Source organism: Pseudomonas sp. OTU5201 (genome assembly GCF_038440135.1).
Lineage (GTDB): Bacteria > Pseudomonadota > Gammaproteobacteria > Pseudomonadales > Pseudomonadaceae > Metapseudomonas > Metapseudomonas resinovorans.
Genome location: NZ_JASATC010000009.1, coordinates 58,228 through 84,967, shown reverse-complemented (window position 1 = coordinate 84,967; position 26,740 = coordinate 58,228). Strand labels below are relative to the sequence as shown.

Annotated in this window: 27 protein-coding genes and 1 other RNA gene; 23 read left to right on the top strand and 5 right to left on the bottom strand. The window is 62.1% G+C overall.

Annotated elements, in window-relative coordinates; translation table 11 throughout:
* Positions 1-24: 24 nt before the first annotated feature.
* A complete protein-coding gene (locus tag AAHM40_RS07955) occupies positions 25-1,062 on the bottom strand; it encodes an NADP(H)-dependent aldo-keto reductase (RefSeq protein WP_342244158.1) in 1,038 nt (345 codons plus the stop codon).
* A 275-nt stretch (positions 1,063-1,337) separates the two neighbouring features.
* Between AAHM40_RS07955 and rplM the strand changes: the two genes are divergently transcribed.
* The 7 genes from rplM to AAHM40_RS07920 all read left to right on the top strand — a co-directional run bounded on the left by rplM (position 1,338) and on the right by AAHM40_RS07920 (position 6,159).
* Positions 1,338-1,766, top strand: a complete 429-nt coding sequence (rplM, locus tag AAHM40_RS07950; RefSeq protein WP_016490991.1) for a 50S ribosomal protein L13 — start codon at positions 1,338-1,340, stop codon at positions 1,764-1,766.
* Positions 1,767-1,780: 14 nt separating this feature from the next.
* A complete protein-coding gene (gene rpsI, locus AAHM40_RS07945; protein WP_028628468.1) occupies positions 1,781-2,173 on the top strand; it encodes a 30S ribosomal protein S9 in 393 nt (130 codons plus the stop codon).
* Positions 2,174-2,427: 254 nt separating this feature from the next.
* Positions 2,428-3,021 carry a ubiquinol-cytochrome c reductase iron-sulfur subunit gene (petA, locus tag AAHM40_RS07940; protein WP_342244157.1) on the top strand — a complete coding sequence of 198 codons (594 nt, stop codon included), beginning with the start codon at positions 2,428-2,430 and terminating at the stop codon, positions 3,019-3,021.
* The gene (locus AAHM40_RS07935) at positions 3,021-4,232 is read left to right on the top strand and encodes a cytochrome b (RefSeq protein ID WP_342244156.1); all 1,212 of its coding nucleotides are present in this window, start codon (positions 3,021-3,023) and stop codon (positions 4,230-4,232) included. Before petA ends, AAHM40_RS07935 begins: the two co-directional genes overlap by 1 nt.
* A complete protein-coding gene (locus AAHM40_RS07930) occupies positions 4,232-5,014 on the top strand; it encodes a cytochrome c1 (protein WP_342244155.1) in 783 nt (260 codons plus the stop codon). The genes AAHM40_RS07935 and AAHM40_RS07930 overlap by 1 nt, the downstream gene beginning before the upstream one ends.
* An 88-nt stretch (positions 5,015-5,102) precedes the next feature.
* A complete protein-coding gene (locus tag AAHM40_RS07925) occupies positions 5,103-5,720 on the top strand; it encodes a glutathione S-transferase N-terminal domain-containing protein (RefSeq protein ID WP_342244154.1) in 618 nt (205 codons plus the stop codon).
* A 10-nt stretch (positions 5,721-5,730) separates the two neighbouring features.
* Positions 5,731-6,159 (top strand): ClpXP protease specificity-enhancing factor, encoded by a 429-nt coding sequence (locus AAHM40_RS07920; RefSeq protein ID WP_342244153.1) that lies wholly within the window; start codon positions 5,731-5,733, stop codon positions 6,157-6,159.
* A gap of 47 nt (positions 6,160-6,206) precedes the next feature.
* Here the strand turns inward: AAHM40_RS07920 and AAHM40_RS07915 are convergent, their stop codons facing one another.
* Genes AAHM40_RS07915 through AAHM40_RS07900 form a run of 4 tightly spaced genes read right to left on the bottom strand, consistent with a single transcriptional unit; the run spans position 6,207 to position 9,532 of the window.
* Positions 6,207-6,737, bottom strand: a complete 531-nt coding sequence (locus AAHM40_RS07915; protein ID WP_342244152.1) for a BON domain-containing protein — start codon at positions 6,735-6,737, stop codon at positions 6,207-6,209.
* Complete coding sequence (locus AAHM40_RS07910; protein WP_028628461.1) at positions 6,734-7,327, bottom strand: phosphoheptose isomerase; 594 nt, start codon at positions 7,325-7,327, stop codon at positions 6,734-6,736. Before AAHM40_RS07910 ends, AAHM40_RS07915 begins: the two co-directional genes overlap by 4 nt.
* Positions 7,328-7,355: 28 nt before the next feature.
* The gene (locus tag AAHM40_RS07905) at positions 7,356-7,724 is read right to left on the bottom strand and encodes a YraN family protein (protein WP_028628460.1); all 369 of its coding nucleotides are present in this window, start codon (positions 7,722-7,724) and stop codon (positions 7,356-7,358) included.
* Positions 7,721-9,532: a penicillin-binding protein activator gene (locus tag AAHM40_RS07900; protein ID WP_342244151.1), complete on the bottom strand. Its 1,812-nt coding sequence runs from the start codon at positions 9,530-9,532 to the stop codon at positions 7,721-7,723. Before AAHM40_RS07900 ends, AAHM40_RS07905 begins: the two co-directional genes overlap by 4 nt.
* Positions 9,533-9,652: 120 nt before the next feature.
* Between AAHM40_RS07900 and rsmI the strand changes: the two genes are divergently transcribed.
* The 16 genes from rsmI to ftsA all read left to right on the top strand — a co-directional run bounded on the left by rsmI (position 9,653) and on the right by ftsA (position 26,738).
* Entirely contained in the window at positions 9,653-10,525 is an 873-nt protein-coding gene (rsmI, locus tag AAHM40_RS07895; protein WP_342244150.1) for a 16S rRNA (cytidine(1402)-2'-O)-methyltransferase, read from the top strand.
* A 40-nt stretch (positions 10,526-10,565) separates the two neighbouring features.
* An RNA gene (rnpB, locus tag AAHM40_RS07890) (RNase P RNA component class A) lies at positions 10,566-10,924 on the top strand.
* A gap of 323 nt (positions 10,925-11,247) precedes the next feature.
* A complete protein-coding gene (gene mraZ / locus AAHM40_RS07885; RefSeq protein WP_342244149.1) occupies positions 11,248-11,703 on the top strand; it encodes a division/cell wall cluster transcriptional repressor MraZ in 456 nt (151 codons plus the stop codon).
* Entirely contained in the window at positions 11,700-12,647 is a 948-nt protein-coding gene (rsmH, locus tag AAHM40_RS07880) for a 16S rRNA (cytosine(1402)-N(4))-methyltransferase RsmH (protein ID WP_342244148.1), read from the top strand. Before mraZ ends, rsmH begins: the two co-directional genes overlap by 4 nt.
* On the top strand, positions 12,644-12,937 hold the full coding sequence (gene ftsL / locus AAHM40_RS07875; RefSeq protein ID WP_342244147.1) for a cell division protein FtsL: 294 nt from the start codon (positions 12,644-12,646) through the stop codon (positions 12,935-12,937). Before rsmH ends, ftsL begins: the two co-directional genes overlap by 4 nt.
* Positions 12,934-14,667 (top strand): peptidoglycan D,D-transpeptidase FtsI family protein, encoded by a 1,734-nt coding sequence (locus AAHM40_RS07870; RefSeq protein WP_446731544.1) that lies wholly within the window; start codon positions 12,934-12,936, stop codon positions 14,665-14,667. The genes ftsL and AAHM40_RS07870 overlap by 4 nt, the downstream gene beginning before the upstream one ends.
* Entirely contained in the window at positions 14,667-16,130 is a 1,464-nt protein-coding gene (gene murE, locus AAHM40_RS07865) for a UDP-N-acetylmuramoyl-L-alanyl-D-glutamate--2,6-diaminopimelate ligase (protein ID WP_342244146.1), read from the top strand. The genes AAHM40_RS07870 and murE overlap by 1 nt, the downstream gene beginning before the upstream one ends.
* Positions 16,123-17,487, top strand: coding sequence for a UDP-N-acetylmuramoyl-tripeptide--D-alanyl-D-alanine ligase (locus AAHM40_RS07860; RefSeq protein ID WP_342244145.1), 1,365 nt, complete (start codon positions 16,123-16,125; stop codon positions 17,485-17,487). The genes murE and AAHM40_RS07860 overlap by 8 nt, the downstream gene beginning before the upstream one ends.
* A 2-nt stretch (positions 17,488-17,489) precedes the next feature.
* The gene (gene mraY / locus AAHM40_RS07855) at positions 17,490-18,572 is read left to right on the top strand and encodes a phospho-N-acetylmuramoyl-pentapeptide-transferase (RefSeq protein WP_028628451.1); all 1,083 of its coding nucleotides are present in this window, start codon (positions 17,490-17,492) and stop codon (positions 18,570-18,572) included.
* Between the two features lie 6 nt (positions 18,573-18,578).
* Positions 18,579-19,925, top strand: coding sequence for a UDP-N-acetylmuramoyl-L-alanine--D-glutamate ligase (murD, locus tag AAHM40_RS07850; protein WP_342244144.1), 1,347 nt, complete (start codon positions 18,579-18,581; stop codon positions 19,923-19,925).
* A complete protein-coding gene (gene ftsW / locus AAHM40_RS07845) occupies positions 19,925-21,133 on the top strand; it encodes a putative lipid II flippase FtsW (protein WP_342244143.1) in 1,209 nt (402 codons plus the stop codon). Before murD ends, ftsW begins: the two co-directional genes overlap by 1 nt.
* Positions 21,130-22,200, top strand: coding sequence for an undecaprenyldiphospho-muramoylpentapeptide beta-N-acetylglucosaminyltransferase (gene murG, locus AAHM40_RS07840; RefSeq protein WP_342244142.1), 1,071 nt, complete (start codon positions 21,130-21,132; stop codon positions 22,198-22,200). The genes ftsW and murG overlap by 4 nt, the downstream gene beginning before the upstream one ends.
* Entirely contained in the window at positions 22,193-23,653 is a 1,461-nt protein-coding gene (gene murC / locus AAHM40_RS07835; RefSeq protein ID WP_028628447.1) for a UDP-N-acetylmuramate--L-alanine ligase, read from the top strand. Before murG ends, murC begins: the two co-directional genes overlap by 8 nt.
* Complete coding sequence (locus tag AAHM40_RS07830; protein WP_280285739.1) at positions 23,650-24,597, top strand: D-alanine--D-alanine ligase; 948 nt, start codon at positions 23,650-23,652, stop codon at positions 24,595-24,597. Before murC ends, AAHM40_RS07830 begins: the two co-directional genes overlap by 4 nt.
* Positions 24,598-24,601: 4 nt before the next feature.
* Entirely contained in the window at positions 24,602-25,465 is an 864-nt protein-coding gene (locus tag AAHM40_RS07825; RefSeq protein ID WP_342244141.1) for a cell division protein FtsQ/DivIB, read from the top strand.
* Positions 25,466-25,487: 22 nt separating this feature from the next.
* Positions 25,488-26,738 (top strand): cell division protein FtsA, encoded by a 1,251-nt coding sequence (ftsA, locus tag AAHM40_RS07820; protein WP_028628444.1) that lies wholly within the window; start codon positions 25,488-25,490, stop codon positions 26,736-26,738.
* Positions 26,739-26,740 lie beyond the last annotated feature (2 nt).

The following is a 26,740-nucleotide window of genomic DNA, read 5'->3' as shown; positions in this document are numbered from 1 at the left end:
GGCACGTGCCGGGCTTCTGCGTTTTCAGGGGGCTGGGTTTGGCTGGCCTTTATGGATGGCGGCAATGCCCTCCAGCACGGCTTCGGACAGTTTCAGCTCGCTGCTGTGCAGGTTCGCTTCCAGCTGTTCCAGCGAGGTGGCGCCAATGATATTGCTGGTCACGAAAGGCTGGGCTGTGACGAATGCCAGGGCCATTTGCGCTGGATCCAGTCCGTGTTCGCGAGCCAGTTGCACGTAGCACGAGCAAGCCGCCTGGGACTGCGGGTTGGTGTAGCGAGTGAAGCGGCTGAAGAGCGTGATCCGCGCATTGGCCGGGCGCGCCCTGTTCTCGTACTTGCCGGACAGCATGCCGAAGGCCATTGGTGAATACGCCAGCAGCCCGCACTGCTCGCGAATCGCCACTTCCGCCAGGCCCACTTCGAAGCTGCGGTTGAGCAGGTTGTAGGGGTTCTGAATGGACGCGGCGCGCGGCAGCCCGAGCTGGTCGGCGAGCTGGAGGAACTTCATGGTGCCCCAGGGTGTTTCGTTGGACAGGCCGATATGGCGAATCTTGCCAGCCTTGACCTGCTCGCTCAGCACTTCCAGGGTTTCCTGCAGCGGGGTGAAGTCGTCCTCTTTGTGCTGATAGCCGAGCTGACCGAAGAAGTTGGTGCTGCGTTCGGGCCAGTGCAACTGATAGAGGTCGATCCAGTCGGTACGCAGGCGCTTCAGGCTGGCGTCCAGTGCGGCGGTGATGTGCTGGCGGTTGTGCTTCAGGTTGCCGTCGCGGATATGGCTGATGCCGTTGCCGGGGCCGGCTACCTTGCTTGCCAGGACCCACTCCGCACGGTCGCCGCGCTTGGCGAACCAGTTACCGATGATGGTTTCGGTGGCGCTGTAGGTTTCGGCACGCGGCGGTACGGGGTACATCTCCGCCGTGTCCATGAAGTTGATGCCATACGACTTGGCGCGCTCGATCTGAGCGAAGGCTTCTGACTCTGTGTTCTGCTCACCCCAGGTCATAGTGCCCAGGCATAGGCTGCTGACCTTGAGGTCAGTGCGGCCGAGTTGGCGGTATTCCATCGCTGCCTCCAGCGTTTTCATAAAGGTTGAATGAAATCAGGTTGAAATTTTTCCTGCAATCGGCATAATTTCGCGGCTTTCTTTGCGGGGATGCCTAGCCTGCAGAGAAGGAAGGCGGGGATGCCTAGCCTGCCGAAAACCCTATGCCGTAGCGGACGCGCTGACCCGAGCCCCCGATAGCGTCTGTTTCCGGCTGTCTCTGACCTTGTCAGGGCGAGCACTATTCAGTAAGATCCGCCGTCTTATTTTCAGGGCGGCCCCTGAGGCTATAGCGAATGAAGACTTTTACTGCAAAACCGGAAACTGTTAAGCGCGACTGGTACGTCGTCGACGCTGCAGGTCAGACCCTGGGTCGTCTGGCCACCGAAATTGCCAGCCGTCTGCGTGGCAAGCACAAGCCGGAGTACACCCCTCACGTTGATACCGGCGACTACATCGTCGTGATCAATGCCGAGCAGGTTCGTGTTACCGGTGCCAAGACTACCGACAAGATGTACTACTCGCACTCCGGTTTCCCGGGCGGCATCAAGGAAATCAACTTCGAGAAGTTGATTGCCAAAGCCCCTGAGCGCGTGATCGAGACCGCGGTGAAAGGCATGCTGCCGAAGAACCCGCTGGGTCGCGACATGTATCGCAAGCTGAAGGTGTACAAGGGTGCTGTTCACCCGCACACCGCTCAGCAGCCCCAAGAACTGAAGATTTAACGGGATAGTTCATTATGTCGGCGACTCAAAACTACGGCACTGGCCGTCGTAAGACTGCTACCGCGCGCGTCTTCCTGCGTCCGGGTACTGGCAAGATCTCCATCAACAATCGCACCCTGGATACCTTCTTCGGTCGCGAAACCGCTCGCATGGTCGTGCGTCAGCCGCTGGAGCTGACCGAGACTGTCGAGAAATTCGATATCTACGTTACCGTCGTTGGCGGTGGTGTAAGCGGTCAGGCCGGTGCTATTCGCCACGGCATCACCCGCGCTCTGATCGAATACGACGAAACCCTGCGCAGCTCGCTGCGTAAAGCCGGCTACGTGACTCGCGACGCTCGCGAAGTTGAACGTAAGAAAGTCGGTCTGCGCAAAGCGCGTAAGCGTCCGCAGTACTCCAAGCGTTAATTCAGCGCTTGCAAAGAACGCCCAGTTTCTTCGGAGCTGGGCGTTTTTTTATGCGCTAAAAGTTATGGCGTGCGACAGCTTGTCGCACGTGCGAATCCCGCGTCATTCAAGGCTTTCGGCCTATTTGTATCCGGCTATTACCTTGTCAGCAAAGGGGGTTTTCTTTACCATTTGGCGAATTTTTTGCGCGGCTCGATTTTTTACTTAGTAGAGGCCTGAACAACAGGCCACAGAAGCTGATGGGAGACGACTGAATGAGCAATGACGGCGTGAATGCAGGCCGGCGTCGCTTCCTCGTAGCGGCCACGTCCGTGGTCGGTGCGGCGGGAGCGGTGGGGGCTGCGGTCCCGTTCGTGGGGTCATGGCTGCCCAGTGCCAAGGCCAAGGCCGCGGGTGCACCGGTCAAGGTGAATATAAGCAAGGTCGAGGCAGGCCAGCAGATCATCGCCGAATGGCGCGGTCAGCCGGTGTTCATTGTGCGTCGTACCGAAGAGATCCTGGCCAATCTGGGCAAGCTCAGCGGTAGCATGGCCGACCCGGACTCCAAGGCTTCGGTGCAGCCGACCTACGTGGATCCAGTCAGCCGCTCGATCAAGCCGGAAATCCTGGTGCTGGTCGGTATCTGTACCCACCTCGGCTGCTCGCCGTCCTTCCGTCCGGAAGTCGCGCCGGCTGACCTGGGTGCCGAATGGGTCGGCGGCTATTTCTGCCCCTGCCACGGCTCCCGCTACGACCTCGCCGGTCGTGTCTACAAGGCGCAGCCCGCGCCTCTGAACCTGCCGGTGCCGCCGTACTCGTACGAGTCGGATGACGTCATCGTCGTCGGTGTGGACCAGGAGAAGGCCTGATGAGCAAATTCATGGAATGGGTCGATGCGCGCTTCCCCGCGACCAAGATGTGGGAAGACCATCTGAGCAAGTACTACGCCCCGAAGAACTTCAACTTCTTCTACTTCTTCGGTTCGCTGGCACTGCTGGTATTGGTCAACCAGATCCTTACCGGTATCTGGCTGACCATGAGCTTCACTCCGTCCGCCGAAGAGGCCTTCGCGTCGGTCGAGTACATCATGCGCGACGTGGAGTACGGCTGGATCATCCGCTACCTGCACTCCACCGGTGCATCGGCATTCTTCGTCGTTGTCTACCTGCACATGTTCCGCGGCCTGCTCTACGGCTCCTACCAGAAGCCGCGTGAGCTGGTGTGGATCTTCGGCATGCTGATCTACCTCGCCCTGATGGCCGAGGCCTTCATGGGTTACCTGCTGCCCTGGGGCCAGATGTCCTACTGGGGTGCTCAGGTGATCATCTCCCTGTTCGGCGCTATCCCGGTGGTGGGTGATGACCTTACCCAGTGGATCCGAGGTGACTACCTGATCTCCGGTATCACTCTGAACCGTTTCTTCGCCTTGCACGTGATCGCTCTGCCGATCGTCCTGCTCGGCCTGGTTGTGCTGCACATCCTGGCCCTGCACGAAGTGGGTTCGAACAACCCGGATGGCGTGGACATCAAGAAGAAGAAGGACGAGAACGGAGTGCCGATTGATGGCATCGCGTTCCACCCCTACTACACCGTGAAAGACATCGTCGGTGTCGTGGTGTTCCTCTTCGTGTTCTGCTTCGTAGTGTTCTTCTTCCCGGAAATGGGCGGTTACTTCCTCGAGAAGCCGAACTTCGAACAGGCGAACCCGTTCAAGACTCCTGAACACATCGCGCCGGTATGGTACTTCACCCCGTTCTACGCGATTCTTCGTGCGGTACCAGACAAGCTCCTCGGCGTAATCGCCATGGGTGCTGCCATCGCTGTACTGTTCGTGCTGCCGTGGCTGGATCGTAGCCCCGTCAAGTCGATGCGCTACAAGGGCTGGCTGAGCAAGATCTGGCTGCTGGTGTTCTGCGTCTCCTTCATCATCCTTGGCGTGCTGGGCGTTCTCGCGCCGACTCCGGGCCGTACGTTGTTGTCGCAGGTGTGCACCATCCTGTACTTCGCGTACTTCATCCTGATGCCGTTCTACACCAGGATGGAAAAAACCAAACCGGTTCCGGAAAGGGTGACGGGCTAATGAAAAAGCTATTTGCTGCATTTGTATTTGCTGCGCTGCCGGCTCTTTCCTTCGCTGCCGGCGGTAATGATGTGCATCTGGACAAGGTCGACATCGACCTGACCGACAAGGCTGCGATGCAGGATGGCGCGCGTACTTTCGCGAACTACTGCATGGGCTGCCACAGTGCCAAGTTCCAGCGCTACGAGCGCGTAGGCAAGGATCTCGGCATTTCCGAAGAGCTGATGCTGCAGAACCTGGTCTTCACGGGCGCCAAGATCGGCGACCACATGAAGATCGGCATGCAGCCCAACGACGCCAAGGTATGGTTCGGCGCGGCTCCCCCTGACTTGACCCTGGTTGCCCGCGTGCGTGGTACTGACTGGCTGTACAGCTACCTGCGTGCCTTCTATGAGGATCCTGCGCGTCCTTGGGGCGTGAATAACAAGGTCTTCCCGAACGTCGGTATGCCGAACGTCCTGGTCAGCCTGCAGGGCCGTCAGGTCATTGGTTGCAAGCAGGTTCAGGTGGTAGAGGACGGCAAGAAGCAGTTCGATCCGCTGACTGGTGCGCCAATCACCCATGAAGCCTGTGATCAGCTGACCGTGGTGCCGAAGACCGGCAAGCTGACCGAAGCCGAGTTTGACGAGAAGGTCCAGAATCTGGTGACCTTCCTTGCTTACTCGGCCAATCCGGTCAAGCTGGAAAGCCAGCGCGTCGGGACCTATGTCCTGCTGTACCTGGCGTTCTTCTTCGTATTCGCCTATCTGCTCAAGCGCGAGTACTGGAAGGACGTGCACTGATACACTGCTGGACTGTTTCACAACCGCGCGCCCTTATCGGGCGCGCGCGTCTTTCTGCCCCTGAATAATCCCTAGTGAGGAGGGCGCAATGGCCGTCACCAATAGGCTGGCCTGTTATTCCGACCCTGCCGACCACTACTCCCATCGTGTGCGCATTGTGCTCGCCGAGAAGGGGGTCGCTGCCGAGATCATCAATGTCGAGCCGGGCCGTTGCCCGCCCAAGTTGGCCGAGGTCAATCCCTACGGCAGCGTGCCAACCCTGGTAGATCGCGATCTGGCGCTCTATGAGTCCACTGTGGTGATGGAGTACCTCGAAGAGCGCTATCCCCATCCACCATTGTTACCCGTCTATCCGGTGGCTCGAGCCAATACTCGCCTGCTCATCCATCGAGTACAGCGCGACTGGTGCTCACTGGTGGATCGCATCCTTGATCCGCGCAGCAAGGACGCCGAGAAGGCGCTGGCGCGCAAAGAGCTTCGCGAGAGCCTGACTGGCGTATCGCCGCTATTTGCCGACAAACCCTATTTTCTGAGCGAAGATTTCAGCCTGGTGGATTGCTGCTTGCTGCCGATTCTGTGGCGCCTTCCCGTGCTGGGTATCGAGCTGCCACGGCCGGCCAAGCCGCTTCTGGACTACATGGAGCGGGCCTTCTCTCGAGACTCCTTCCTGGCCAGCTTGTCCGCCGCCGAGCGCGATATGCGCTGAGGAGACCAAGATGAATTCCAGTCGTCCCTACCTGGTCCGTGCTCTCTACGAGTGGATCGTTGATAACAACTGCACGCCGCACTTGCTGGTCAACGCCGAGCATGTGGGTGTGCAGGTGCCACCGGGCTACGCCAATGATGGCCAGATCGTGCTCAATGTTTCTCCCAGTGCCGTGCGCCATCTTCATATGGACAACGACGCGGTAAGCTTCGAGGGTCGCTTCGGTGGGGTTGCCCACAGCCTCTACATCCCTTCGGCTGCGGTCATGGCCATCTATGCCCGAGAGAATGGACAGGGTATGGTCTTCGACCTTGAGTCGCCGCTTCCCGGGGACGATCCGGAGCCTGACGATGACGGCCCCTCCGGTAATGAGCCGCCAAGTTCGGGAGGTGACTCCTCGCGCCCAAGCGGCCGGCCCAGTCTGAAAGTGGTCAAGTAAGAAAAAAGGCGATCCTCGGATCGCCTTTTTTATGCCTGCCGCAGGGGTCAGTTGGTGTATTCGAAGAGTCGAACGATCTTCTGTACGCCGGAAACACTCTGAACGATGCTGGTGGCCAGTTGGGCTTCCTGACGGGTGACCAGGCCTAGCAGATAGACGATTCCGTTCTCGGTCACCACCTTGATCTGCGAACTGGGAACCTTGCCGTCGGCCAGTAGTTGGGTGGTGATCTTGGTGGTGATGGTGCTGTCATTCATGCGCGCCAGGGTGGAGGAGGGCGGCAGGACTTGCAGTTCGTTGTGCACGCGGCGTACGCCCTGAGCGCTCTGGGCAGCCTGTCCGGCCAGTTCCTTGAGGTCGGCGCGCGGCGTCTGGCCTGCGAGCAGCACTACGCCGTTGTAGCTGGAGACCACGATGTGCGAGTTGGTCTTCAGGTCAGCGCTGGCGGCCTCGACTTTCGCGCGCACCTTGGATGGCGTGGACTGGTCGTCGATGGTCTTGCCAATGGTGCGGCCACCGCAGCCGGAAAGCGTGAGGCAGAGGGCGAGGCCAGCGAGAATCAGGGGGGAACGGATCATTCTTCACTCCCAAACAGTTGACGGTCGATCAGGTCGCAGAGGCAGTGGATGGTCAGCAGGTGCACTTCCTGGACACGCGCGGTGACCTTGGAGGGAACGCGGATTTCCACATCTTCGGGCAGTAGCAATGAGGCCATGCCGCCACCGTCTCGCCCGGTCAGGGCAACTACCACCATTTCGCGGTCGTGGGCGGCCTGGATGGCCTGGATCACATTGGCCGAATTGCCGCTGGTAGAAATGGCCAGCAGTACGTCGCCGGGTTGGCCGAGTGCGCGGATCTGCTTGGAGAAAACTTCGTTGTAGCTGTAGTCGTTGGCGATTGAGGTGATGGTCGAGCTGTCTGTGGTCAGTGCGATCGCGGGCAGGCTCGGGCGTTCGCGCTCGAAACGGTTGAGCAATTCCGAGGAGAAGTGCTGGGCGTCGCCGGCCGAGCCGCCGTTGCCGCAGGACAGGATCTTGCCCTCATTGAGCAGCGCGTGGACCATCACCATGCTGCCGTGCTCGATGTGCGGGGCCAGCAGTTCCATGGCCTGCAGCTTGGTGTCGATGCTGGCTTGGAAGAGTTGGCGAATACGGGGTTGCATGTCCATCGGGTAAGACCTTCAGTGGGGCGACCGATCAGGTGTCGAAGGCATTCTTCAGCCAGGTCAGTCGCGGGGGTGAATCACCGTCCATTGCATTGACGGCAATCACATCAAATCGACAAGGGTGTTTGGCCCAGCGGGATTCCTGCTGGAGGAACTGCTGGGCGGCGTATGCCAGTTTTTCGCGCTTGCGGGCATCGACGCTCTCGAGGGCGCCACCCCAGCCGGCATGACGCCGGTAGCGGACTTCGGCGAATACTACTGTATCGCCGTCGAGCATGACCAGATCGAGCTCGCCGCGACGGCACAGCCAGTTCTGGGACAGCAAGCGCAGTCCGTTTGCTTCGAGGTGGGCGCGGGCAAGGGCTTCGGCCGCTTGTCCGCGGGCGCGTTTGTCACTCAAGAGTCGCTGTCTTTCAGGCGCTGGACCTGGCCGTTTCGGAACTCAGCCCAGGGGAGCTGGCGTTCGATACGGCGGGCTGGGTTGAGGCTCAGTCGGCCGGAAAGGCCATCCACTTGGGTTTCCGGCAGTACTTTTAGTTGCGTTAGGCGCGGTGCCAGGCGATAGGCGTCTGCGCCCATGGCATAGAGGCGTCCCAGGCTGCCGCCGGCTTGTGGCCATTGGTTGCCGACCTGCTGGCGCAGTGGATCGTCGCCGTTCAGCAGCCAGGGGGTTTCGCAGAAGCGGATGCCGTTCAGGTCCTGGTACTGGGCCTGATCGTTGCTTGCCGAATAGAGGTGGGAAGTGGCGTAGACCGGTACATCGCCAGCGTACTGGAAGGCCAGGGTCGGTTTGATCTGTTGGGCTTGCTGTGGAGTAGCGGCGAGGAAGATGAAGTCGACGTCCTGGCGGCGCGCCGGTTGGGCGGCTACCGGTACGCCCAGGGTCCCCTGCAGGCGCTTGGCGCGGGCTTCGCTCTGGCGGAGCTGGAACAGATCGGCGATCTGCTGGGCCAGCGCCACCGGCTGGTCGACGTGCTCGGCGGCGATAAGGCGACCACCTTCGGCTTGCCAGCTCTGCTGGAAGGCGCGCAGTACGCGATCCCCCCACTCGCCGCGAGGCACCAGGGCCACGGCGCTACGCATGCCGTCAGCCCAGGCGCGACGGGCCACTTCCCGGGCTTCATCTTCGGCGGCAAGGCCAAACTGGAAGAGTTGGGCTGGAGCTTCCTGGCCCGAGTCACTGTAGTTCAGTGCCAAGGTGGTGATGGGTAGTTGCTCTCGGGTGCTCAGCTGCTTGACCAGCGGTTTCTCCAGTGGACCGACTACCAGTTGTACGCCGTCGGCCTGGGCTTGGCGGTAGAAGTCGTCGATAGACGTCAGCTTGGAGCTGTCGTAGAGCTCAATGGTCGGTTGCTGCTGGTCGGACTGCTTCGCCTGGTAATGGGCGGCCAGGAAGCCATCGCGCAAGGCGCGGGACACGGAGGCCAGTTGGCCTTCCTGGGGCAGCAGGAGGGCAATCTTGGTCAGCGGCTGGCCGGCAATTTCCTTGAGTTTGGTCAGGGCCTGCGGCAGTTGCTTGGCGGCCGGGTGGTCCGGATTCAGGGCGCGCCAGTTATCGATGGCGGCTTGCTGCTGTTCCAGGGTGGACGAGGTCTTGGTCAGGCTCGCCAGTTCCAGCCAGCCGGCAAGGTCCTTGTCGGCGCCGCCTTGCAATTGGTCCAGTGGCAGGCTGGAAACCAGTGCCCAGATTGCTTCATGGTTGTTGCTGGCGGCTTCGCCGCTAAGCAGTGGAGCGATGAACACGCGTTCGCGGGCGGCGGCGAGTGTCTGGCCGTCGGCCTCCAGGGCGCGGGCACGAACTAGTTGAGTGCGCACCTGCTGGTCAACGGGTAGCTGGGCAAGGTGGTCGAGGCTGGTATGGCTCAGTGCCTTGAGGGCGCTCTTGGGTTGGTTGCGGGCCATGGCCAGTTCGGCAGCCAGGGTGCTGGCGAATATCTGCTGGGCGGGCTTCAGGCTCTCCAGTGGGATCTGCTCCAGGATGCGTGCCGAACGACCGATATCCTGCTGTTTGTAGGCGAGGTCGGCGGCGGACAGGCGCAGCAGTGCGGCTTCTTCCGGCTTTGCTTCGCTGGCTTGCTGCAGCAGTTGCTCGATGCTGGCCTGAGGGGTGCGGGGCAGTTCGCCAAGGCTGGACGAGGGCGAACTGGCGCAGGCAGCCAGCAGGCCGGCGAGGCAGAGGGCGGAGAGCGGACGCAGGCAAGCGATCATTTATCGGTCCCGATACTCGTTGAAGAAAGACGCGATTGTACCCAAGCCCCGGTTGAGGCGCGATGTCGGGCCGGCGAATCGGGATACAATGCGCGCTTTAAGTCTTTTCCGAGGTGGCTTGTGACTCTTTCCCCTGCCAGTGGCGGCGCTTCCGGCACGCTGTACGTGGTCGCAACGCCTATCGGTAACCTCGACGACATCACTGCCCGCGCACTGCGGGTACTGCGAGAGGTTGCGTTGATCGCCGCCGAGGACACCCGTCACTCGGCCCGTCTACTGCAGCACTTCGGCATCGAAACACCGCTGGCTGCCTGTCACGAACACAACGAGCGGGATCAGGGTGGGCGCTTCCTTGCGCGATTGCAGGCAGGGGACGACGTGGCGCTGATTTCCGATGCGGGCACGCCGCTCATCTCCGATCCGGGTTTTCACCTGGTACGACAAGCGCGTGCTGCGGGAATTGCAGTGGTGCCTGTGCCCGGGGCCTGCGCACTGATCGCAGCGCTGTCGACCGCCGGTCTGCCGTCGGACCGATTCATTTTCGAGGGATTCCTGCCAGCCAAAGCCAATGCTCGCCGTGGGCGGTTGGACGAGTTAAAGGAAGAGTCGCGTACGCTGATCTTCTATGAGGCGCCTCATCGACTTCTGGAGTCTTTGGAGGATATGCGTGGCGTATTCGGTGGCGATCGCCCAGCGGTACTGGCGCGGGAATTGACCAAGACCTTCGAAACGCTGAAGGGCGCACCGCTGGATGAATTGTGTGGCTGGGTGGCGGCGGACTCAAACCAGCAGCGCGGCGAGTGCGTCGTGCTGGTACAGGGGTGGCAGGCGCCGGAGGGTGAGGGGGCTCTGAGTGCAGAAGCGCTGCGAGTTCTGGACCTGTTGCTCGCAGAAATGCCGGTGAAGCGGGCTGCCGCGCTGGCGGCGGAGATCACGGGCGTGCGCAAGAATCTGCTCTACCAGGCGGCCTTGGAGCGGCAGGGCGATTCCTGAGCTTGTTCTTGGGAGCGCCTGCCGTTAATCTTGGCGGTGGAGAGTCGATCGGACAGTCGCTGTCTCATTTCGTTCTGCGATTTTGAGAGGGAGGAAAGTCCGGGCTCCACAGGGCGGAGTGCCAGGTAACGCCTGGGAGGCGCAAGCCTACGGAAAGTGCCGCAGAAAATAACCGCCTAAGCGCGCAAGCGCCGGTAAGGGTGAAAAGGTGCGGTAAGAGCGCACCGCACGACTGGCAACAGTTCGTGGCTAGGTAAACCCCACTCGGAGCAAGACCAAATAGGAATCCATGGCGTGGCCCGCGTCGGATTCGGGTAGGTTGCTAAAGGCTGTCAGTGATGGCAGCCGTAGATGAATGACTGTCCTCGACAGAACCCGGCTTACAGATCGACTCTCTGCTTTTTCTCCTTTCTCCTCCGCGTTAGCTCTTTCGCGTTCTCTTACCCTCCTTACAAATACCGAAAAGATCTTACTCTTAACAATTTACTTTAAGTTCGAAGTTCAGCCTCTTGTAAGTGTTGGATTTTGCTCCGTCTTTGCCCCGGTATAACCATCCCAATCCCTTCCGAACCCTCGCTAAATTGCCGTCCTGTAAGGAATTTTCCGCTTTTGCGCGCCTTGACGGTGGGGCTTGCGCATTTCTATAGTGTGCGGAAGTGGAGCGAAGTGGGTAGAAGTGGGATTCACTGGCACGGAAAGCCAATCAAAGGGGGAGCGCAGCCTTGTTTCGCGGAGCTAACGCCATCAGTCTCGACGCCAAAGGGCGACTCGCGATGCCAAGTCGGTATCGTGATGAGCTCGTTTCGCGTTGTGGTGGGCAGCTCATCGTGACAATCGACGCCGTCGATCCCTGTTTGACTGTCTATCCCCTGCCTGAATGGGAGCTCATCGAAACCAAGCTGCGAGAGCTGCCTTCCCTGCGCGAGGAAACTCGCCGCCTGCAACGTCTGCTGATCGGTAATGCCGTGGACCTGGAACTGGATAGCGCCGGGCGTTTCCTTGTTCCGCCGCGCCTGCGTGAGCACGCCAGTCTGGACAAGCGGGCCATGCTGGTCGGCCAACTGAACAAATTTCAACTGTGGGATGAAGATGCCTGGAACGCGATTTCCGAGGCGGATCTCATGGCAATCAAACAACCCGGCGGTCTGCCGGACGAACTACGTGACCTAATCCTGTGAGCGCAACCAGCAGCTTCCGCCATATCACCGTACTGCTCGAAGAGGCAGTGGAAGGGCTCGCCTTGCGCGCAGACGGCTGCTACCTGGATGGCACCTTCGGGCGAGGTGGGCATAGTCGGCTCATTCTGGAGCGGCTCGGGCCCGGCGGGCGCTTGTTGGGGTTCGACAAAGACCCGCAAGCGATTGCAGCGGGGCAAGCTCTGGCGGCCGATGACGGCCGCTTTGTCATTGTGCAAAGGAGCTTTGCCGAGCTGGGTGACGAGGTGCGGGCGCGTGCCTTGGGCGGCAAGGTGGACGGCGTACTGCTCGACCTTGGCGTGTCCTCGCCGCAGCTCGACGATCCGGAGCGTGGCTTCAGTTTCCTGAACGATGGTCCGCTGGACATGCGCATGAACCCTGGTCGTGGCCAGAGCGCCGCGCAGTGGATTGCCAGCGCAGGCGAGGACGAAATCGCCCGCGTCTTCAAGGAATACGGGGAAGAGCGCTTCGCCAAGCGAATGGCCCGCGCCGTGGTGCAGCGCCGTGCCGAAAAACCATTCGAACGCACCGCCGATCTGGCTGCTGTGTTGACCGCCGCCAATCCCGCCTGGGAGAAGGGCAAGAATCCTGCAACCCGCGCGTTCCAGGGCATTCGCATTCATGTCAACAATGAACTTGGTGACCTGGAACAGGGGCTGGATGCCGCGCTCGATTCCCTTGCTGTCGGTGGCCGTTTGGTGGTGATCAGCTTCCACTCGCTGGAAGATCGCATCGTCAAGCTGTTCATGCGCAAACACGCCAAGGGCGAAGCCGACAAGCTGCCCCGCGACCTGCCGGTTCGCCAGGCTGTCTTCGAGCCGCGCTTGAAGCTGCTGGGCAAGCCGCAGTATGCGTCGGACGAAGAGCTCAAGGCCAACCCGCGCTCGCGTAGCGCAGTCATGCGTGTGGCGGAGAAGGTGCGATGAGCCGCATCTACGCCAAGCCATTGCCCGGCGGCAGCGTGCTGATGTTGATGCTGTTCGTGGGCGTCCTGTTGTCCGCCATCGCGGTGTCGTACAGCGCCCACTGGAACCGCAAGCTACTCAATGAGCTCTATTCGGAGCTCAGTGTGCGTGACAAGGCACAGGCCGAATGGGGGCGCCTGGTTCTCGAGCAGAGCACTTGGACTGCACACAACCGCATCGAGTCCCTGGCCAGCGAACAGCTGAAGATGCGAATCCCCGATCCGGCTGAAGTGCGGATGGTGGCGCCATGATGAAACTCGAAGGCGCGCTCTATCCCTGGCGCTTCCGGGTCGTCCTGGGTTTGCTCGCCATCATGATCGGTGCCATCTCCTGGCGTATCGTTGACCTGCACGTGATTGACCATGACTTCCTCAAGGCGCATGGCGATGCACGTAGCGTGCGGCATATCCCGATTCCCGCTCACCGCGGTCTGATCACCGACCGCAATGGTGAGCCCCTGGCGGTTAGTACGCCGGTTACTACCCTCTGGACCAATCCCAAGGATTTGATGGCGCTGCGCGGCGAGTGGCCGAAGATCGCCCAGGCACTGGGGCAGGATCCGAAGGGCTTTGCCCAGCGCATCGAGCAGAACGCCAACCGCGAGTTCATGTACCTGGTGCGTGGTCTTACACCGGAGCAGGGGCAGGCCATCATCGCCAACAAGCTGCCGGGGGTTTACGGCATCGAAGAGTTTCGCCGCTTCTATCCGGCGGGTGAAGTCACCGCTCATGTGGTGGGCTTTACGGATGTCGATGACCGCGGTCGTGAAGGTGTCGAGCTGTCCTTCGAAGAGTGGTTGGCGGGTGTGCCTGGCAAGCGCCAGGTGCTCAAGGACCGCCGTGGTCGTCTGATCAAGGACGTCCAGGTTGCCCGCAACGCCAAGCCTGGCAAGACCCTGGCTCTCTCCATTGACCTGCGCCTGCAATACCTGGCCCACCGGGAGCTGCGCAACGCCCTGGTAGAAAATGGTGCCAAGGCGGGCAGCCTCGTGATCGTCGATGTGAAGACTGGCGAGGTGCTGGCAATGGCCAACCAGCCCACCTACAACCCGAACAACCGTCGTAACCTGCAGCCGGCGGCCATGCGCAACCGCGCCATGATCGACGTCTTCGAGCCGGGCTCGACCGTGAAGCCGATTTCCATGTCTGCTGCTCTACAGAGCGGCCGCTGGAAGCCTGAGGACAAGGTTGAGGTCTACCCCGGCTCTCTGCAGATAGGCCGCTACACCATCAAGGACGTTTCCAGGAGCGAAGGTCCGATCCTCGACCTGACCGGCATCCTGATCAACTCCAGTAACGTCGGTATGAGCAAGATCGCCTTCGACATCGGCGGCGAGGCTATCTACGACACTATGCGCAAGCTCGGCTTGGGCCAGGACACCGGCCTTGGCTTCCCGGGTGAGCGCGTGGGCAATCTGCCCAACCACCGCGAATGGCGCAAGGCGGAAACTGCGACCCTGTCCTATGGCTATGGCCTGTCGACCACCGCGATCCAACTGGTCCACGCCTACGCCACCTTGGCCAACAACGGCCAGGCGGTGCCGCTGTCGATGACTCGGGTGGACAACGTCCCCGATGGCGTCCAGGTCATTCCCGAAGATGTCGCCAGGACCATGCAGGTCATGCTGCAGCAGGTGGTCGAGGCGCCGCGCGGCGTGTTCCGAGCGCAAGTGCCGGGCTACCACGTGTCCGGCAAGAGTGGCACGGCACGTAAAGCCAGCGTAGGAACCAAAGGCTACACCCAGAACGCCTATCGCTCGCTATTCGCGGGCTTCGGTCCTTCCACAAATCCGCGCATCGCGATGGTGGTGGTGATCGACGAGCCCAGCAAGGCAGGCTATTTCGGTGGCCTGGTTTCTGCCCCGGTGTTCGGCAAGGTCATGGCCGGCGCGCTGCGACTGATGAACATCGCGCCAGACAACCTACCCACCGAGGAACAACAAACCGCAAACGCGGTTACCGGCAAAGGAGGGCGGATCTGATGCCCATGCCACTGAACCAACTACTGCCCCAAGCACAATGCGCCACCCTGATTCGCGAACTGACGCTGGACAGCCGTAAGGTGCGTCCGGGCGATCTGTTTCTGGCTGTGCCCGGCGCACAGCACGACGGTCGTGCCCATATCGCCGACGCCGTGGCGCGCGGTGCAGTCGCCGTGGCCTATGAAACTGCTGGTGCCGAGGTGCCTGAGGTCGTCGGCGCGGAACTGATTCCGATCAAAGGCCTGGCCAGTCAGCTGTCGGCCATTGCCGGCCGCTTCTATGGCGAGCCGAGCCGTGCTCTGCGCCTGGTTGGCGTCACCGGTACCAACGGCAAGACCAGTGTCAGCCAACTGCTGGCCCAGGCCCTTGACCAATTGGGCGAGCGTTGCGGCATTGTCGGTACCTTGGGTACCGGATTCTACGGCGAGCTGGAAAGCGGCCGTCACACCACGCCCGACCCGCTGGCCGTGCAAGCTACGCTGGCCAACCTGAAACAGGCCGCTGCCCGAGCCGTGGCAATGGAAGTCTCTTCCCATGGTTTGGAGCAGGGCCGGGTTGCCGCCCTGGACTTCGACGTAGCAGTGTTCACTAACCTGTCCCGTGATCATCTGGACTACCACGGTTCCATGGAGGCCTATGCGGCCGCCAAAGCCAGGCTGTTCAGCTGGCCCAACCTGCGTGCGCGGGTGGTCAACCTGGATGACGAGTTTGGTCGCCAACTGGCTAAAGAGCAGCACGATTCGCGCTTGTTCAGCTATAGCCTGGAAGACTCCAGCGCCTTCCTTTACTGCCGCGAAGCCCGTTTCGACGATCACGGTGTAAGTGCCCACATCGTTACCCACCAGGGGGAAGGCCTTCTGCGCAGCCCGCTGCTGGGCCGTTTCAACCTGAGCAACCTGCTTGCCGTGGTTGGCGCGCTGCTGGCCATGGATTACCCACTGGCCGACGTGCTGCATGTCCTGCCGTCGCTGCAAGGCCCGATTGGCCGTATGCAGCGCCTGGGGGGAGGTGAGAAGCCCCTGGTGGTTGTGGATTACGCCCACACGCCGGATGCGCTGGAAAAAGTTCTCCAAGCCCTGCGTCCTCATGTCCAGGGTCACCTGCTCTGTCTGTTCGGCTGTGGCGGTGATCGGGATCGCGGCAAGCGCCCACTGATGGCGGCCGTCGCCGCGCGCCTCGCCGACCGGGTGCTGGTGACCGATGACAATCCGCGCACCGAAGACCCCGCGCAGATCTTCGGTGACATCCGCCCAGGCTTTGCCGACGCCGACAACGTTGAGTTCGTTGCCGGCCGCGGTATGGCGATTACCCAACTGATCGCCTCCGCCAATGTTGACGATGTGGTGCTGTTAGCAGGCAAGGGGCATGAGGATTACCAGGAGATCGCTGGCGTGCGTCATCCCTTCTCCGACCTGGACGAAGCTGCCAAGGCGCTGGATGCCTGGGAGGTGCCGCATGCTTAAGCCCTTCCAGTTGTCTGAACTGCTCGCGCCGCTCCAGGGAGAGCTGGTGGGGGCCGACGTCGCCTTTACCGGCGTCTCCAGCGACAGTCGCAAGATTGAAGCCGGACAACTATTCGTTGCCTTGGTCGGCCCGCGTTTTGATGGGCATGACTACCTTTCGGACGTCGCCGCCAAAGGTGCTGTCGCGGCGCTGGTGCAGCGCAAGGTGGCTGACGCTCCAATTCCGCAACTGCTGGTGGCCGATACCCGCGAAGGTCTCGGCCGTCTGGGTGCCTACAATCGCGATGGCTTCACAGGCCGCGTTGCGGCGGTCACCGGTTCCAGCGGCAAGACCACGGTCAAGGAAATGCTCGCCAGCATCCTGCGGACCCAGGGGGCCGTGCTGGCTACTCGCGGCAACTTGAACAACGATCTCGGCGTGCCCCTGACTTTGCTGGAGCTGGGCGCCGAACACGACAGTGCGGTCATCGAGCTCGGAGCTTCGCGTGTCGGCGAGATTCTCTACACGGTACGCCTGACTCGTCCCCAAGTAGCGATCCTGAACAACGCCGGCACTGCCCATGTGGGGGAATTCGGTGGGCCCGAGAAAATCGTAGAGGCCAAGGGTGAAATCCTCGAAGGGCTGCCGTCTGACGGTATCGCTGTTCTGAATCGCGACGACCGTGCATTCGATATCTGGTACGCACGTGCTGCCGGTCGGAAGGTCATCAGTTTCGGTCTGGATGATCCGCGCGCCGACGTGTGTGCCGAGAACCTGGCTCGGGATGCCCGCGGATGCATGGCCTTCAGCCTTCGTGGCATGGTCGGCGAAGCGGACATCCAGCTCAACCTGTTGGGGGCGCACAACGTCGCCAACGCACTGGCCGCTGCCGCAGCCGCCCATGCCCTGGGCGTGCCGTTGGTCGGGATCAAGGCTGGCCTGGAAAACCTGCAGCCTGTCAAAGGCCGCGCCGCAGCGCAGCTCGCCACCAGCGGCATGCGCGTAATTGACGACAGCTACAACGCCAACCCCGCGTCGATGCTCGCCGCCGTTGATATACTCGCCGGCTTTTCCGGCCGCACCATCCTGGTGCTCGGAGATATGGGCGAGCTCGGCGAATGGGCCGAGCAGGGCCACCGTGACGTAGGCGAATACGCGCGCGGCAAGGTTAGCGCCTTGTACGCCGTCGGTCCGCTGATGGCGCATGCGGTGACTGCCTTCGGCGCCCTGGGGCGCCACTTCGCCGACCAGGCCAGCCTGATCCAGGCACTGGTCAGCGAGCAGGACACAAACACCACAATTCTGATTAAAGGATCCCGCAGCGCAGCGATGGACAAAGTCGTCGCGGCTCTTTGCGGGACGGGGGAGGCTCACTAATCATGCTGCTGCTGCTCGCTGAGTACCTGCAACAGTTTCATAAAGGGTTCGGCGTATTCCAGTACCTGACCCTGCGCGGGATTCTCGGCGTCCTGACAGCCCTGTCGCTGTCGCTCTGGCTCGGTCCCTGGATGATTCGTACCCTGCAGATTCGCCAGATCGGCCAGGCCGTGCGTAACGACGGCCCGCAATCGCATCTGTCGAAATCCGGCACGCCGACCATGGGGGGCGCGCTGATTCTGACTGCCATTGGCATCAGTACCCTGCTCTGGGCCGACCTGTCCAATCGCTATGTATGGGTGGTGCTGGCCGTGACGCTGGCCTTCGGCGCCATCGGTTGGGTGGATGACTACCGCAAGGTGATTGAGAAGAACTCCCGTGGCCTGCCGAGCCGCTGGAAGTACTTCTGGCAGTCCGTGTTTGGTATTGCCGCCGCGATCTTCCTCTATATGACCGCCAGCACTCCGGCCGAGACCACCCTGATCCTGCCGTTGGTGAAGAACATCGAGATCCCGCTGGGCATCGGCTTCGTGGTGCTGACGTACTTCGTGATCGTCGGTTCCAGCAATGCGGTGAACCTGACCGACGGTCTCGATGGGCTCGCCATCATGCCCACCGTCATGGTCGGCGGCGCACTTGGGATCTTCTGCTACCTGTCGGGCAACATCAAATTCGCTGAGTACCTGCTCATCCCGTATGTACCGGGTGCGGGAGAACTGATTGTGTTCTGTGCCGCCCTGGTGGGTGCCGGCCTCGGCTTTCTCTGGTTCAACACCTATCCGGCCCAGGTCTTCATGGGCGACGTGGGAGCCCTGGCTCTGGGGGCGGCCCTGGGCACTATCGCCGTGATCGTGCGCCAGGAAGTGGTGCTGTTCATCATGGGTGGCGTGTTCGTCATGGAAACCCTGTCAGTGATGATCCAGGTCGCGTCGTTCAAGCTGACCGGTCGTCGCGTTTTCCGCATGGCTCCTATTCATCACCACTTCGAACTGAAAGGCTGGCCCGAACCCCGGGTCATCGTACGGTTCTGGATCATCACTGTGATTCTGGTGTTGATCGGCCTAGCCACCCTGAAATTGAGGTAACCGAGAGTGACGCTGATCGCTTCCGACCAGTTCCGCATCGTTGTCGGCCTCGGCAAGAGCGGCATGTCCCTGGTGCGCTTCATGGCGCGTCAAGGCGTTCCGTTTGCCGTGGCCGATACGCGTGCGAACCCGCCGGAACTTGCGACGCTCCAGAGTCAATTCCCGCAGGTGGAAGTGCGTTGTGGCGAGCTTGATCCGGACTTCCTCAGTCGCGCCAGCGAGCTCTATGTGAGCCCTGGCCTGGCGCTGGCCACGCCGGCGTTGCAGGAAGCCGCCCGACGCGGCACCAAACTGTCCGGCGATATTGAGCTGTTCACCCGACATGCCCAGGCGCCGATTGTTGCCATCACCGGCTCCAACGCCAAGAGCACCGTCACCACGCTGGTGGGCGACATGGCCAAGGCTGCCGGCAAGCGCGTCGCCGTGGGCGGCAACCTCGGCACGCCGGCACTGGATTTGCTGGCCGACGACATCGAGCTCTACGTACTGGAGCTGTCGAGCTTCCAGCTGGAAACCACCGATCGGCTGAACGCCGAGGTGGCAACGGTGCTCAACGTCAGTGAAGATCACATGGACCGATACGCGGACATGCAGGCCTATCATCTGGCCAAGCACCGTGTCTTTCGTGGCGCACGCCAGGTTGTGGTCAATCGTGGCGATGCGCTGTCGCGCCCGCTGGTGGCTGACCAGGTGCCCTGCTGGACCTTTGGCCTCAACAAGCCTGACTTCAAATCTTTCGGCCTTATCGAAGAAGAGGGCGAGAAGTACCTGGCCTACCAATTCGACAAGCTGATGTCCGTGCGCGAGCTGAAAGTCCGCGGCGCCCACAATCAGTCCAATGCCCTGGCTGCCCTTGCCTTGGGACATGCCGTGGGCCTGCCGTTCGAACCCATGCTGGACACCCTGCGGACCTTCGCCGGTCTGGCCCATCGTTGCCAGTGGGTACGTGAGCTGCACGGCGTTTCCTACTACGACGACTCCAAAGCCACCAACGTCGGGGCGGCCCTGGCGGCGATCGAAGGCCTGGGAGCTGACATCGACGGCAAGCTGGTGCTGATTGCCGGTGGAGATGGCAAGGGTGCGGACTTCTCCGGACTCAAGACGCCGGTGGCACGTTTCTGCCGCGCCGTCGTGCTGCTGGGGCGCGATGCCGAGTTGATTGCCGAGGCTCTGGGTGACGCAGTTCCTCTGGTGCGGGTCGGCACCCTGGAGGACGCCGTGCAGCGTTGCGCCGAGCTGGCCGAAGCCGGCGATGCCGTGCTGCTCTCGCCGGCGTGCGCCAGCCTGGACATGTTCAAGAACTTCGAAGAACGCGGTCGTCTGTTCGCGCAAGCCGTGGGGGGGCTCTCCTGATGCTGGCCCGTCTACTCGCCGCTCCCTCGCCGCTGCGCAGCCGCCGCGGCATCGACATCGACTTCCCGCTGCTGGCCGGTTGCCTGTCGCTACTTGGCCTGGGCCTGGTGATGATCACCTCGGCCTCGTCGGAGGTCGCGGCGGCCTCGTCCGGCAACCCGCTGTACCACATGATCCGTCATCTGATTTACCTGACGATTGGCCTCAGTGCGGGCTTGGTCACTCTGCAAATACCCATGGCCTTCTGGCAGCGTCACGGCGCCCGGCTGATGCTGGCTGCCATCGTTCTGCTGATCCTGGTGCTGCTGCCTGGCATCGGTCGTGAGATCAACGGTGCGAAACGCTGGATCGGCTTCGGTCTGTTCAACCTGCAGCCGTCTGAGCTGGCCAAGTTGTTCACCGTGATGTTCATCGCGGGTTACCTGGTGCGTCGCCAGGATGAGGTGCGCGAGAAGCTCACCGGCTTCATCAAACCGATGCTGGTGCTGGGTCCGATTGCGGTGCTGCTGCTGGCCGAGCCGGACTTCGGTGCCACCGTGGTGCTGGTGGGCGCCTGCATCGCCATGTTGTTCCTTGGTGGCATCAACCTGTTGCGCTTCATCCCTCTGGTCGGTGCGGTACTCGCCGCCGGCGTGCTGGTAATGACCAGTCAGAGTTACCGGATGCAGCGTCTGACCAACTTCATCGACCCCTGGGCTGACCAGTACGGTGCCGGCTATCAACTTAGCCAGGCACTGATCGCCTTTGGTCGAGGGGAATGGTTCGGCGTGGGGTTGGGTAATAGCATCCAGAAGCAGTTCTACCTGCCGGAAGCCCACACCGACTTTGTCTTCGCGGTATTGGCCGAAGAACTGGGCATGATCGGTGCCCTGGCCACCGTTGGCCTGTTCGTCTTCGTAAGCGTCCGCGCCCTCTATATAGGTCTCTGGGCTGAGAAGGCGCGCCAGTACTTCTCCGCTTATGTCGCCTATGGCCTGGCTTTCCTCTGGATCGGCCAGGTGCTGATCAACATCGGCGTGAACGTCGGTTTGCTGCCGACCAAGGGGCTGACACTGCCGTTCCTCAGCTACGGCGGCAGTTCCCTTGTGATCTGCTGCGTCAGCCTCGCCTTGCTGCTGCGTATCGAGTGGGAGCGGCGTACCCAACTGGGCAATGAGGAAGTGGAGTTCGTCGAGAGCGATTTCTTCGACGAGGAGGTGCGCCCATGAGCGGCAATGTACTGATCATGGCCGGCGGCACCGGCGGCCACGTGTTCCCGGCCCTGGCCTGCGCCCGTGAGTTTCAGGCGCGCGGCTTCAAGGTGCATTGGCTGGGCACGCCGAAAGGTATCGAGAACGAATTGGTACCCCAGGCCGGTTTGCCGCTGCATCTCATTCAGGTGAGTGGTTTGCGTGGCAAGGGGCTGAAGTCCCTGCTCAAGGCACCGTTCGAGTTGCTGAAGTCGCTGTTCCAGGCACGTCGCATCGTGCGTGAACTGAAACCCATCTGCGTGCTCGGCATGGGGGGCTATGTCACGGGTCCAGGTGGTCTGGCCGCTCGCCTGTCCGGTGTGCCACTGATCATCCACGAGCAGAACGCCGTGGCAGGCACCGCCAACCGCAGCCTGGCGCCATTTGCCAGCCGCGTGTGCGAAGCCTTCCCCGAAACCTTCGGGAAAAGCGACAAACGGCGGACCACCGGTAACCCGGTGCGTGAGGAGCTGTTCCTGGAGACGCCGCGTGATTCGCTGGCAGGTCGCAAGCCGCGCCTGTTGGTGCTGGGCGGTAGCCTGGGCGCCGAACCGCTGAACAAGTTGCTGCCTGAAGCTTTGGCCAAAGTACCGGCGGACTTGCGTCCCGAGGTGTTCCACCAGGCCGGGCGCAAACATGACGAGATCACCGCGGAGCGTTATCGCGAAGCTGCGGTCGAAGCCGAGGTCGCGCCCTTCATCAAGGATATGGCTCGTGCCTATGCCTGGGCCGATCTGGTCATCTGCCGTGCGGGTGCCCTGACCGTGAGCGAACTGGCAGCCGCTGGACTGCCATCGTTCCTGGTGCCGCTGCCCCATGCGATCGACGATCACCAGTCGCGCAATGCCGATTATCTGGCGAAGGAGGGCGCGGCTGTCCTTCTTCCGCAACATTCCACTGACGCGGCCAAGTTGGCCGCTCAGCTGACCGAGGTCCTGATGCAGCCCGAGAAACTCAAGGCCATGGGCGCTACCGCCCGCCGTCTGGCCAAACCTGCCGCCACCCGTACTGTGGTCGAGATCTGCCTGGAGGTGGCCAATGGTTGAAAGTCAGAAAGCCATGCCGCAGCCGGAGATGCGTCGCATCCGTCGTATCCATTTCGTCGGTATTGGCGGTGTGGGTATGTGCGGGATCGCTGAGGTGTTGCTGAACCTTGGCTACCGGGTATCCGGTTCTGACCTCAAGACCTCGGCCGTAACCGAGCGCCTGGAAAAGTTCGGGGCGCAGATCTTCATCGGTCACCGCGCCGAGAATGCCGAGCACGCCGACGTGCTGGTAGTCTCCAGCGCCGTCAACAAGTCCAACCCCGAGGTTGCGGTTGCCCTGGAGCGCCGCATCCCGGTCGTGCCGCGTGCCGAAATGCTCGCCGAGCTGATGCGCTACCGCCATGGCATCGCCGTCGCCGGCACCCACGGGAAAACCACCACCACCAGCCTGATTGCGTCGGTCTTCGCCGCTGGCGGCCTCGACCCGACATTCGTCATCGGTGGCCGACTGAACGCCGCGGGTACCAATGCCCAGCTCGGCACCAGTCGTTACCTCGTGGCTGAGGCCGACGAAAGCGACGCCAGCTTCCTGCATCTGCAACCGATGGTGGCAGTGGTCACCAATATCGACGCCGATCACATGAGTACCTACGAGGGGGACTTCAACAAGCTGAAGAAAACCTTCGTCGAGTTCCTCCACAACCTGCCGTTCTACGGCCTGGCCGTGCTTTGCGTAGACGACCCGGTGGTCCGCGAGATTCTGCCGCAGGTGGCACGCCCCACTGTGACCTACGGCTTCTCCGAGGACGCAGACGTGCGCGCCATCAACGTGCGCCAGGAAGGCATGCGCACCTGGTTCACCGTCCTGCGCAAGGACCGCGAGCCGCTGGATGTCTCGGTGAACATGCCGGGCAACCACAACGTACTCAATTCCCTGGCCACCATTGCCATCGCTACCGACGAGGGCATCAGCGATGAAGCTATCGTCCAGGGCCTGTCCGGCTTCCAAGGGGTGGGCCGGCGCTTCCAGGTCTACGGCGAGCTGGAAGTGGAAGGCGGCAGCGTGATGCTGGTGGATGACTACGGCCACCATCCGCGCGAAGTGGCTGCGGTGGTCAAGGCCGTTCGCGGTGGCTGGCCGGAGCGTCGCCTGGTGATGGTCTACCAGCCGCACCGCTTCAGCCGTACCCGCGACTTGTACGACGATTTCGTACAGGTGCTGGGCGAAGCCAATGTGCTGCTGCTGATGGAGGTCTACCCGGCCGGCGAAGAGCCGATCCCCGGCGCCGACAGCCGTCAGCTCTGCCACAGCATCCGTCAGCGCGGCCAACTGGATCCGATCTATATCGAGCGTGGCGTTGACCTGGCGCCGCTGGTCAAGCCGCTGCTGCGTCCCGGCGACATTCTGCTCTGCCAGGGTGCCGGTGACATCGGCGCGCTGGCGCCACAACTGATTCAGAACCCGTTGTTTGGCGGTCAGCCTGCTGACGCCGCCAAGAGGAAGACGAAATGAGCGCGCAATTGAAATCCACCCTCGAACCGGCTGCGTTCGGTCGGGTTGCCGTGCTCTACGGCGGCAAGAGCGCTGAGCGCGAAGTGTCGCTGAAGTCCGGCGCCATGGTGCTGCAGGCTCTGCAGGCCGCGGGTGTGGATGCTTTCGGCATCGATGTGGGTGATGACCTTCTGCAGCGCTTGCAGGCAGAGAAGATCGACCGCGCCTTCATCATCCTCCACGGCCGTGGCGGCGAAGACGGCAGCATGCAAGGTCTGCTGGAGTGCCTGGGCATTCCCTATACCGGCAGCGGCATCCTGGCGTCAGCCCTGGCGATGGACAAGCTGCGCACCAAGCAGTTGTGGGTCAGCCTCGGTCTCCCGACGCCGCGCCACGCCGTACTCGCCAGCGAGCAGGATTGCCGCCAGGCTGCCGCCGAGTTGGGCTTCCCGCTGATCGTCAAACCCGCCCACGAAGGCTCCAGCATCGGCATGGCCAAGGTGGAGAACGTCGAGGCACTCATCGAGGCTTGGCGTGATGCTGGCGCTTACGACCCGCAGGTGCTGGTGGAGCAGTGGATCCATGGGCCGGAGTTCACCATCGCCTGGCTGCGCGGCGAGGTGCTGCCGCCCATCCGTCTCGGTACTCCGCACACCTTCTACGACTACGACGCCAAGTACCTGGCCAGTGATACCCGCTACCAGATCCCCTGTGGCCTGGATGCGGACAAGGAAGAGGAACTGAAGCTGCTCACCGCGCGCGCCTGCGAGACCCTCGGCATCCAGGGCTGGGCCCGGGCCGATGTGATGCAGGACGCTGAAGGGCGTTTCTGGCTCCTTGAAGTCAACACCGCACCCGGCATGACTGACCACAGCCTGGTGCCTATGGCCGCGCGCGCTGCGGGCCTGGATTTCCAGCAGTTGGTGCTGGCGATTCTGACCGACAGCGTCGAGGCAAGGGGCTGATTCCATGCGAAGCGCCACTATCCGTCGTCAGGAACCCGTAATCGGTCGCGCCGTTCCGCCGCGCAAGCCGATGCCGCGTGGCGCCAGTCGGATGGTGGCGAAGGAACCGCTGACGCAGCGCCTACCCAAGCCCAGCTTCGGCTTCCTGCGGAAACTGGTCTGGCCGGTGATGCTGGCGGTGCTCGGCTTCGGCGCCTATGAGGCGGCGCAGCGACTGCTGCCTTACGCCGACCGGCCCATCGCCAAGGTCAATGTGCAGGGCGACTTGAGCTACATCAGCCAGCAGGCGGTGCAGCAGCGAATCGCGCCGTACATCGCCGCGAGTTTCTTCAGCATCGATCTGGCGGGCATGCGCCGCGAGCTGGAGCAGATGCCGTGGATCGCCCACGCAGAGGTACGCCGGGTGTGGCCGGACCAGGTGATGGTCCGGCTGGAAGAACAACTGCCCATTGCTCGTTGGGGCGACGAGGCACTCCTGAACAACCAGGGCCAGGCCTTTGCTCCGCGCGAGCTGGCCCACTATGAACAGCTGCCGCAGCTCTGGGGGCCGCAGCGGGCCCAGGAGCAAGTGATGCAGCAATACCAGATGCTCAGCCAGATGCTGCGTCCGCTCGGCTTTTCCATCGTCCGGCTGGAACTGCGTGAGCGCGGTAGCTGGTTCCTGTCCACCGGCCAGGGCGTCGAGCTGCTGCTGGGGCGGGATCATCTGGTGGAGAAGATGCGGCGTTTCATCTCGATCTACGAGAAAACGCTGAAGGATCAGATAGCGAACATCGAGCGCGTCGACCTGCGCTACCCCAACGGCCTTGCAGTGGCCTGGCGGACGCCGGTCGAGGCCCCAGCGGCGGCAGCGGTCGCCGTGCAGTGAATTGAGAGAGAAGGTTAGAACCATGGCAAGCGTACAGAGCGGCAAGATGATCGTCGGCCTGGACATCGGCACCTCCAAAGTGGTGGCGCTGGTGGGCGAGGTCGCAGCCGACGGCCAACTGGAAATCGTTGGCATTGGCACCCATCCGTCGCGCGGCCTGAAGAAGGGCGTGGTGGTGAACATCGAGTCCACCGTGCAGTCCATCCAGCGCGCCGTGGAAGAGGCGCAGCTGATGGCGGGTTGCCGCATCCACTCGGCGTTCGTCGGCATCGCCGGCAACCATATCCGCAGCCTGAACTCCCACGGCATCGTGGCGATTCGCGACCGAGAAGTGAGCGGCGCCGATATCGAGCGTGTGCTGGACGCCGCCCAGGCGGTGGCCATTCCTGCCGACCAGCGCGTGCTGCACACCCTGGCCCAGGACTACGTGATCGACAACCAGGAAGGCGTGCGCGAGCCGCTGGGCATGTCTGGTGTGCGCCTGGAAGCCAAGGTGCATGTGGTGACCTGCGCGGTAAATGCCGCCCAGAACATCGAGAAGTGCGTGCGCCGCTGCGGCCTGGAAGTGGACGACATCATCCTCGAGCAGCTGGCTTCGGCCTACTCGGTGATTACCGATGACGAGAAGGAGCTGGGTGTCTGCCTGGTGGATATCGGTGGTGGCACCACCGACATCGCCATCTTCACCGAGGGCGCCATCCGCCATACCGCGGTGATCCCGATTGCTGGCGACCAGGTGACCAACGACATCGCCATGGCCCTGCGTACGCCGACCCAGTACGCCGAAGAGATCAAGATCCGCTACGCCTGCGCCCTGGCCAAGCTGGCTGGTGCTGGAGAAACCATCAAGGTGCCTAGCGTCGGCGACCGTCCGCCGCGCGAACTGTCGCGCCAGGCCCTGGCTGAGGTGGTCGAGCCCCGTTACGACGAGCTCTTCACCCTGATCCAGGCCGAACTGCGCCGCAGCGGCTACGAAGACTTGATCCCAGCCGGCATCGTCCTCACTGGTGGCACCGCAAAGATGGAAGGCGCGGTAGAGCTGGCCGAAGAGATTTTCCACATGCCGGTGCGCTTGGGCGTGCCGCACAGCGTCAAGGGGCTCGCCGATGTCGTGCGCAACCCCATCTATTCCACGGGCGTGGGCCTGCTGATGTACGGGTTGCAGAAGCAGTCCGACGGCATGCCTGCTTCCACAGGCAGCTTCGGCTACTCCGAAGACGCCAAGGCTCCTGTACTGGAACGGCTCAAACGCTGGGTTCAGGGCAATTTTTAACC

Coding starts and splice junctions, on each gene's coding strand:
- AAHM40_RS07955 (WP_342244158.1), bottom strand. CDS start 1,062: ATGGAATACCGCCAACTCGGCCGCACTGACCTCAAGGTCAGCAGCCTA.
- rplM (WP_016490991.1), top strand. CDS start 1,338: ATGAAGACTTTTACTGCAAAACCGGAAACTGTTAAGCGCGACTGGTAC.
- rpsI (WP_028628468.1), top strand. CDS start 1,781: ATGTCGGCGACTCAAAACTACGGCACTGGCCGTCGTAAGACTGCTACC.
- petA (WP_342244157.1), top strand. CDS start 2,428: ATGAGCAATGACGGCGTGAATGCAGGCCGGCGTCGCTTCCTCGTAGCG.
- AAHM40_RS07935 (WP_342244156.1), top strand. CDS start 3,021: ATGAGCAAATTCATGGAATGGGTCGATGCGCGCTTCCCCGCGACCAAG.
- AAHM40_RS07930 (WP_342244155.1), top strand. CDS start 4,232: ATGAAAAAGCTATTTGCTGCATTTGTATTTGCTGCGCTGCCGGCTCTT.
- AAHM40_RS07925 (WP_342244154.1), top strand. CDS start 5,103: ATGGCCGTCACCAATAGGCTGGCCTGTTATTCCGACCCTGCCGACCAC.
- AAHM40_RS07920 (WP_342244153.1), top strand. CDS start 5,731: ATGAATTCCAGTCGTCCCTACCTGGTCCGTGCTCTCTACGAGTGGATC.
- AAHM40_RS07915 (WP_342244152.1), bottom strand. CDS start 6,737: ATGATCCGTTCCCCCCTGATTCTCGCTGGCCTCGCCCTCTGCCTCACG.
- AAHM40_RS07910 (WP_028628461.1), bottom strand. CDS start 7,327: ATGGACATGCAACCCCGTATTCGCCAACTCTTCCAAGCCAGCATCGAC.
- AAHM40_RS07900 (WP_342244151.1), bottom strand. CDS start 9,532: ATGATCGCTTGCCTGCGTCCGCTCTCCGCCCTCTGCCTCGCCGGCCTG.
- ftsL (WP_342244147.1), top strand. CDS start 12,644: ATGAGCCGCATCTACGCCAAGCCATTGCCCGGCGGCAGCGTGCTGATG.
- AAHM40_RS07870 (WP_446731544.1), top strand. CDS start 12,934: ATGATGAAACTCGAAGGCGCGCTCTATCCCTGGCGCTTCCGGGTCGTC.
- murE (WP_342244146.1), top strand. CDS start 14,667: ATGCCCATGCCACTGAACCAACTACTGCCCCAAGCACAATGCGCCACC.
- AAHM40_RS07860 (WP_342244145.1), top strand. CDS start 16,123: ATGCTTAAGCCCTTCCAGTTGTCTGAACTGCTCGCGCCGCTCCAGGGA.
- mraY (WP_028628451.1), top strand. CDS start 17,490: ATGCTGCTGCTGCTCGCTGAGTACCTGCAACAGTTTCATAAAGGGTTC.
- ftsW (WP_342244143.1), top strand. CDS start 19,925: ATGCTGGCCCGTCTACTCGCCGCTCCCTCGCCGCTGCGCAGCCGCCGC.
- murG (WP_342244142.1), top strand. CDS start 21,130: ATGAGCGGCAATGTACTGATCATGGCCGGCGGCACCGGCGGCCACGTG.
- murC (WP_028628447.1), top strand. CDS start 22,193: ATGGTTGAAAGTCAGAAAGCCATGCCGCAGCCGGAGATGCGTCGCATC.
- AAHM40_RS07830 (WP_280285739.1), top strand. CDS start 23,650: ATGAGCGCGCAATTGAAATCCACCCTCGAACCGGCTGCGTTCGGTCGG.
- AAHM40_RS07825 (WP_342244141.1), top strand. CDS start 24,602: ATGCGAAGCGCCACTATCCGTCGTCAGGAACCCGTAATCGGTCGCGCC.
- ftsA (WP_028628444.1), top strand. CDS start 25,488: ATGGCAAGCGTACAGAGCGGCAAGATGATCGTCGGCCTGGACATCGGC.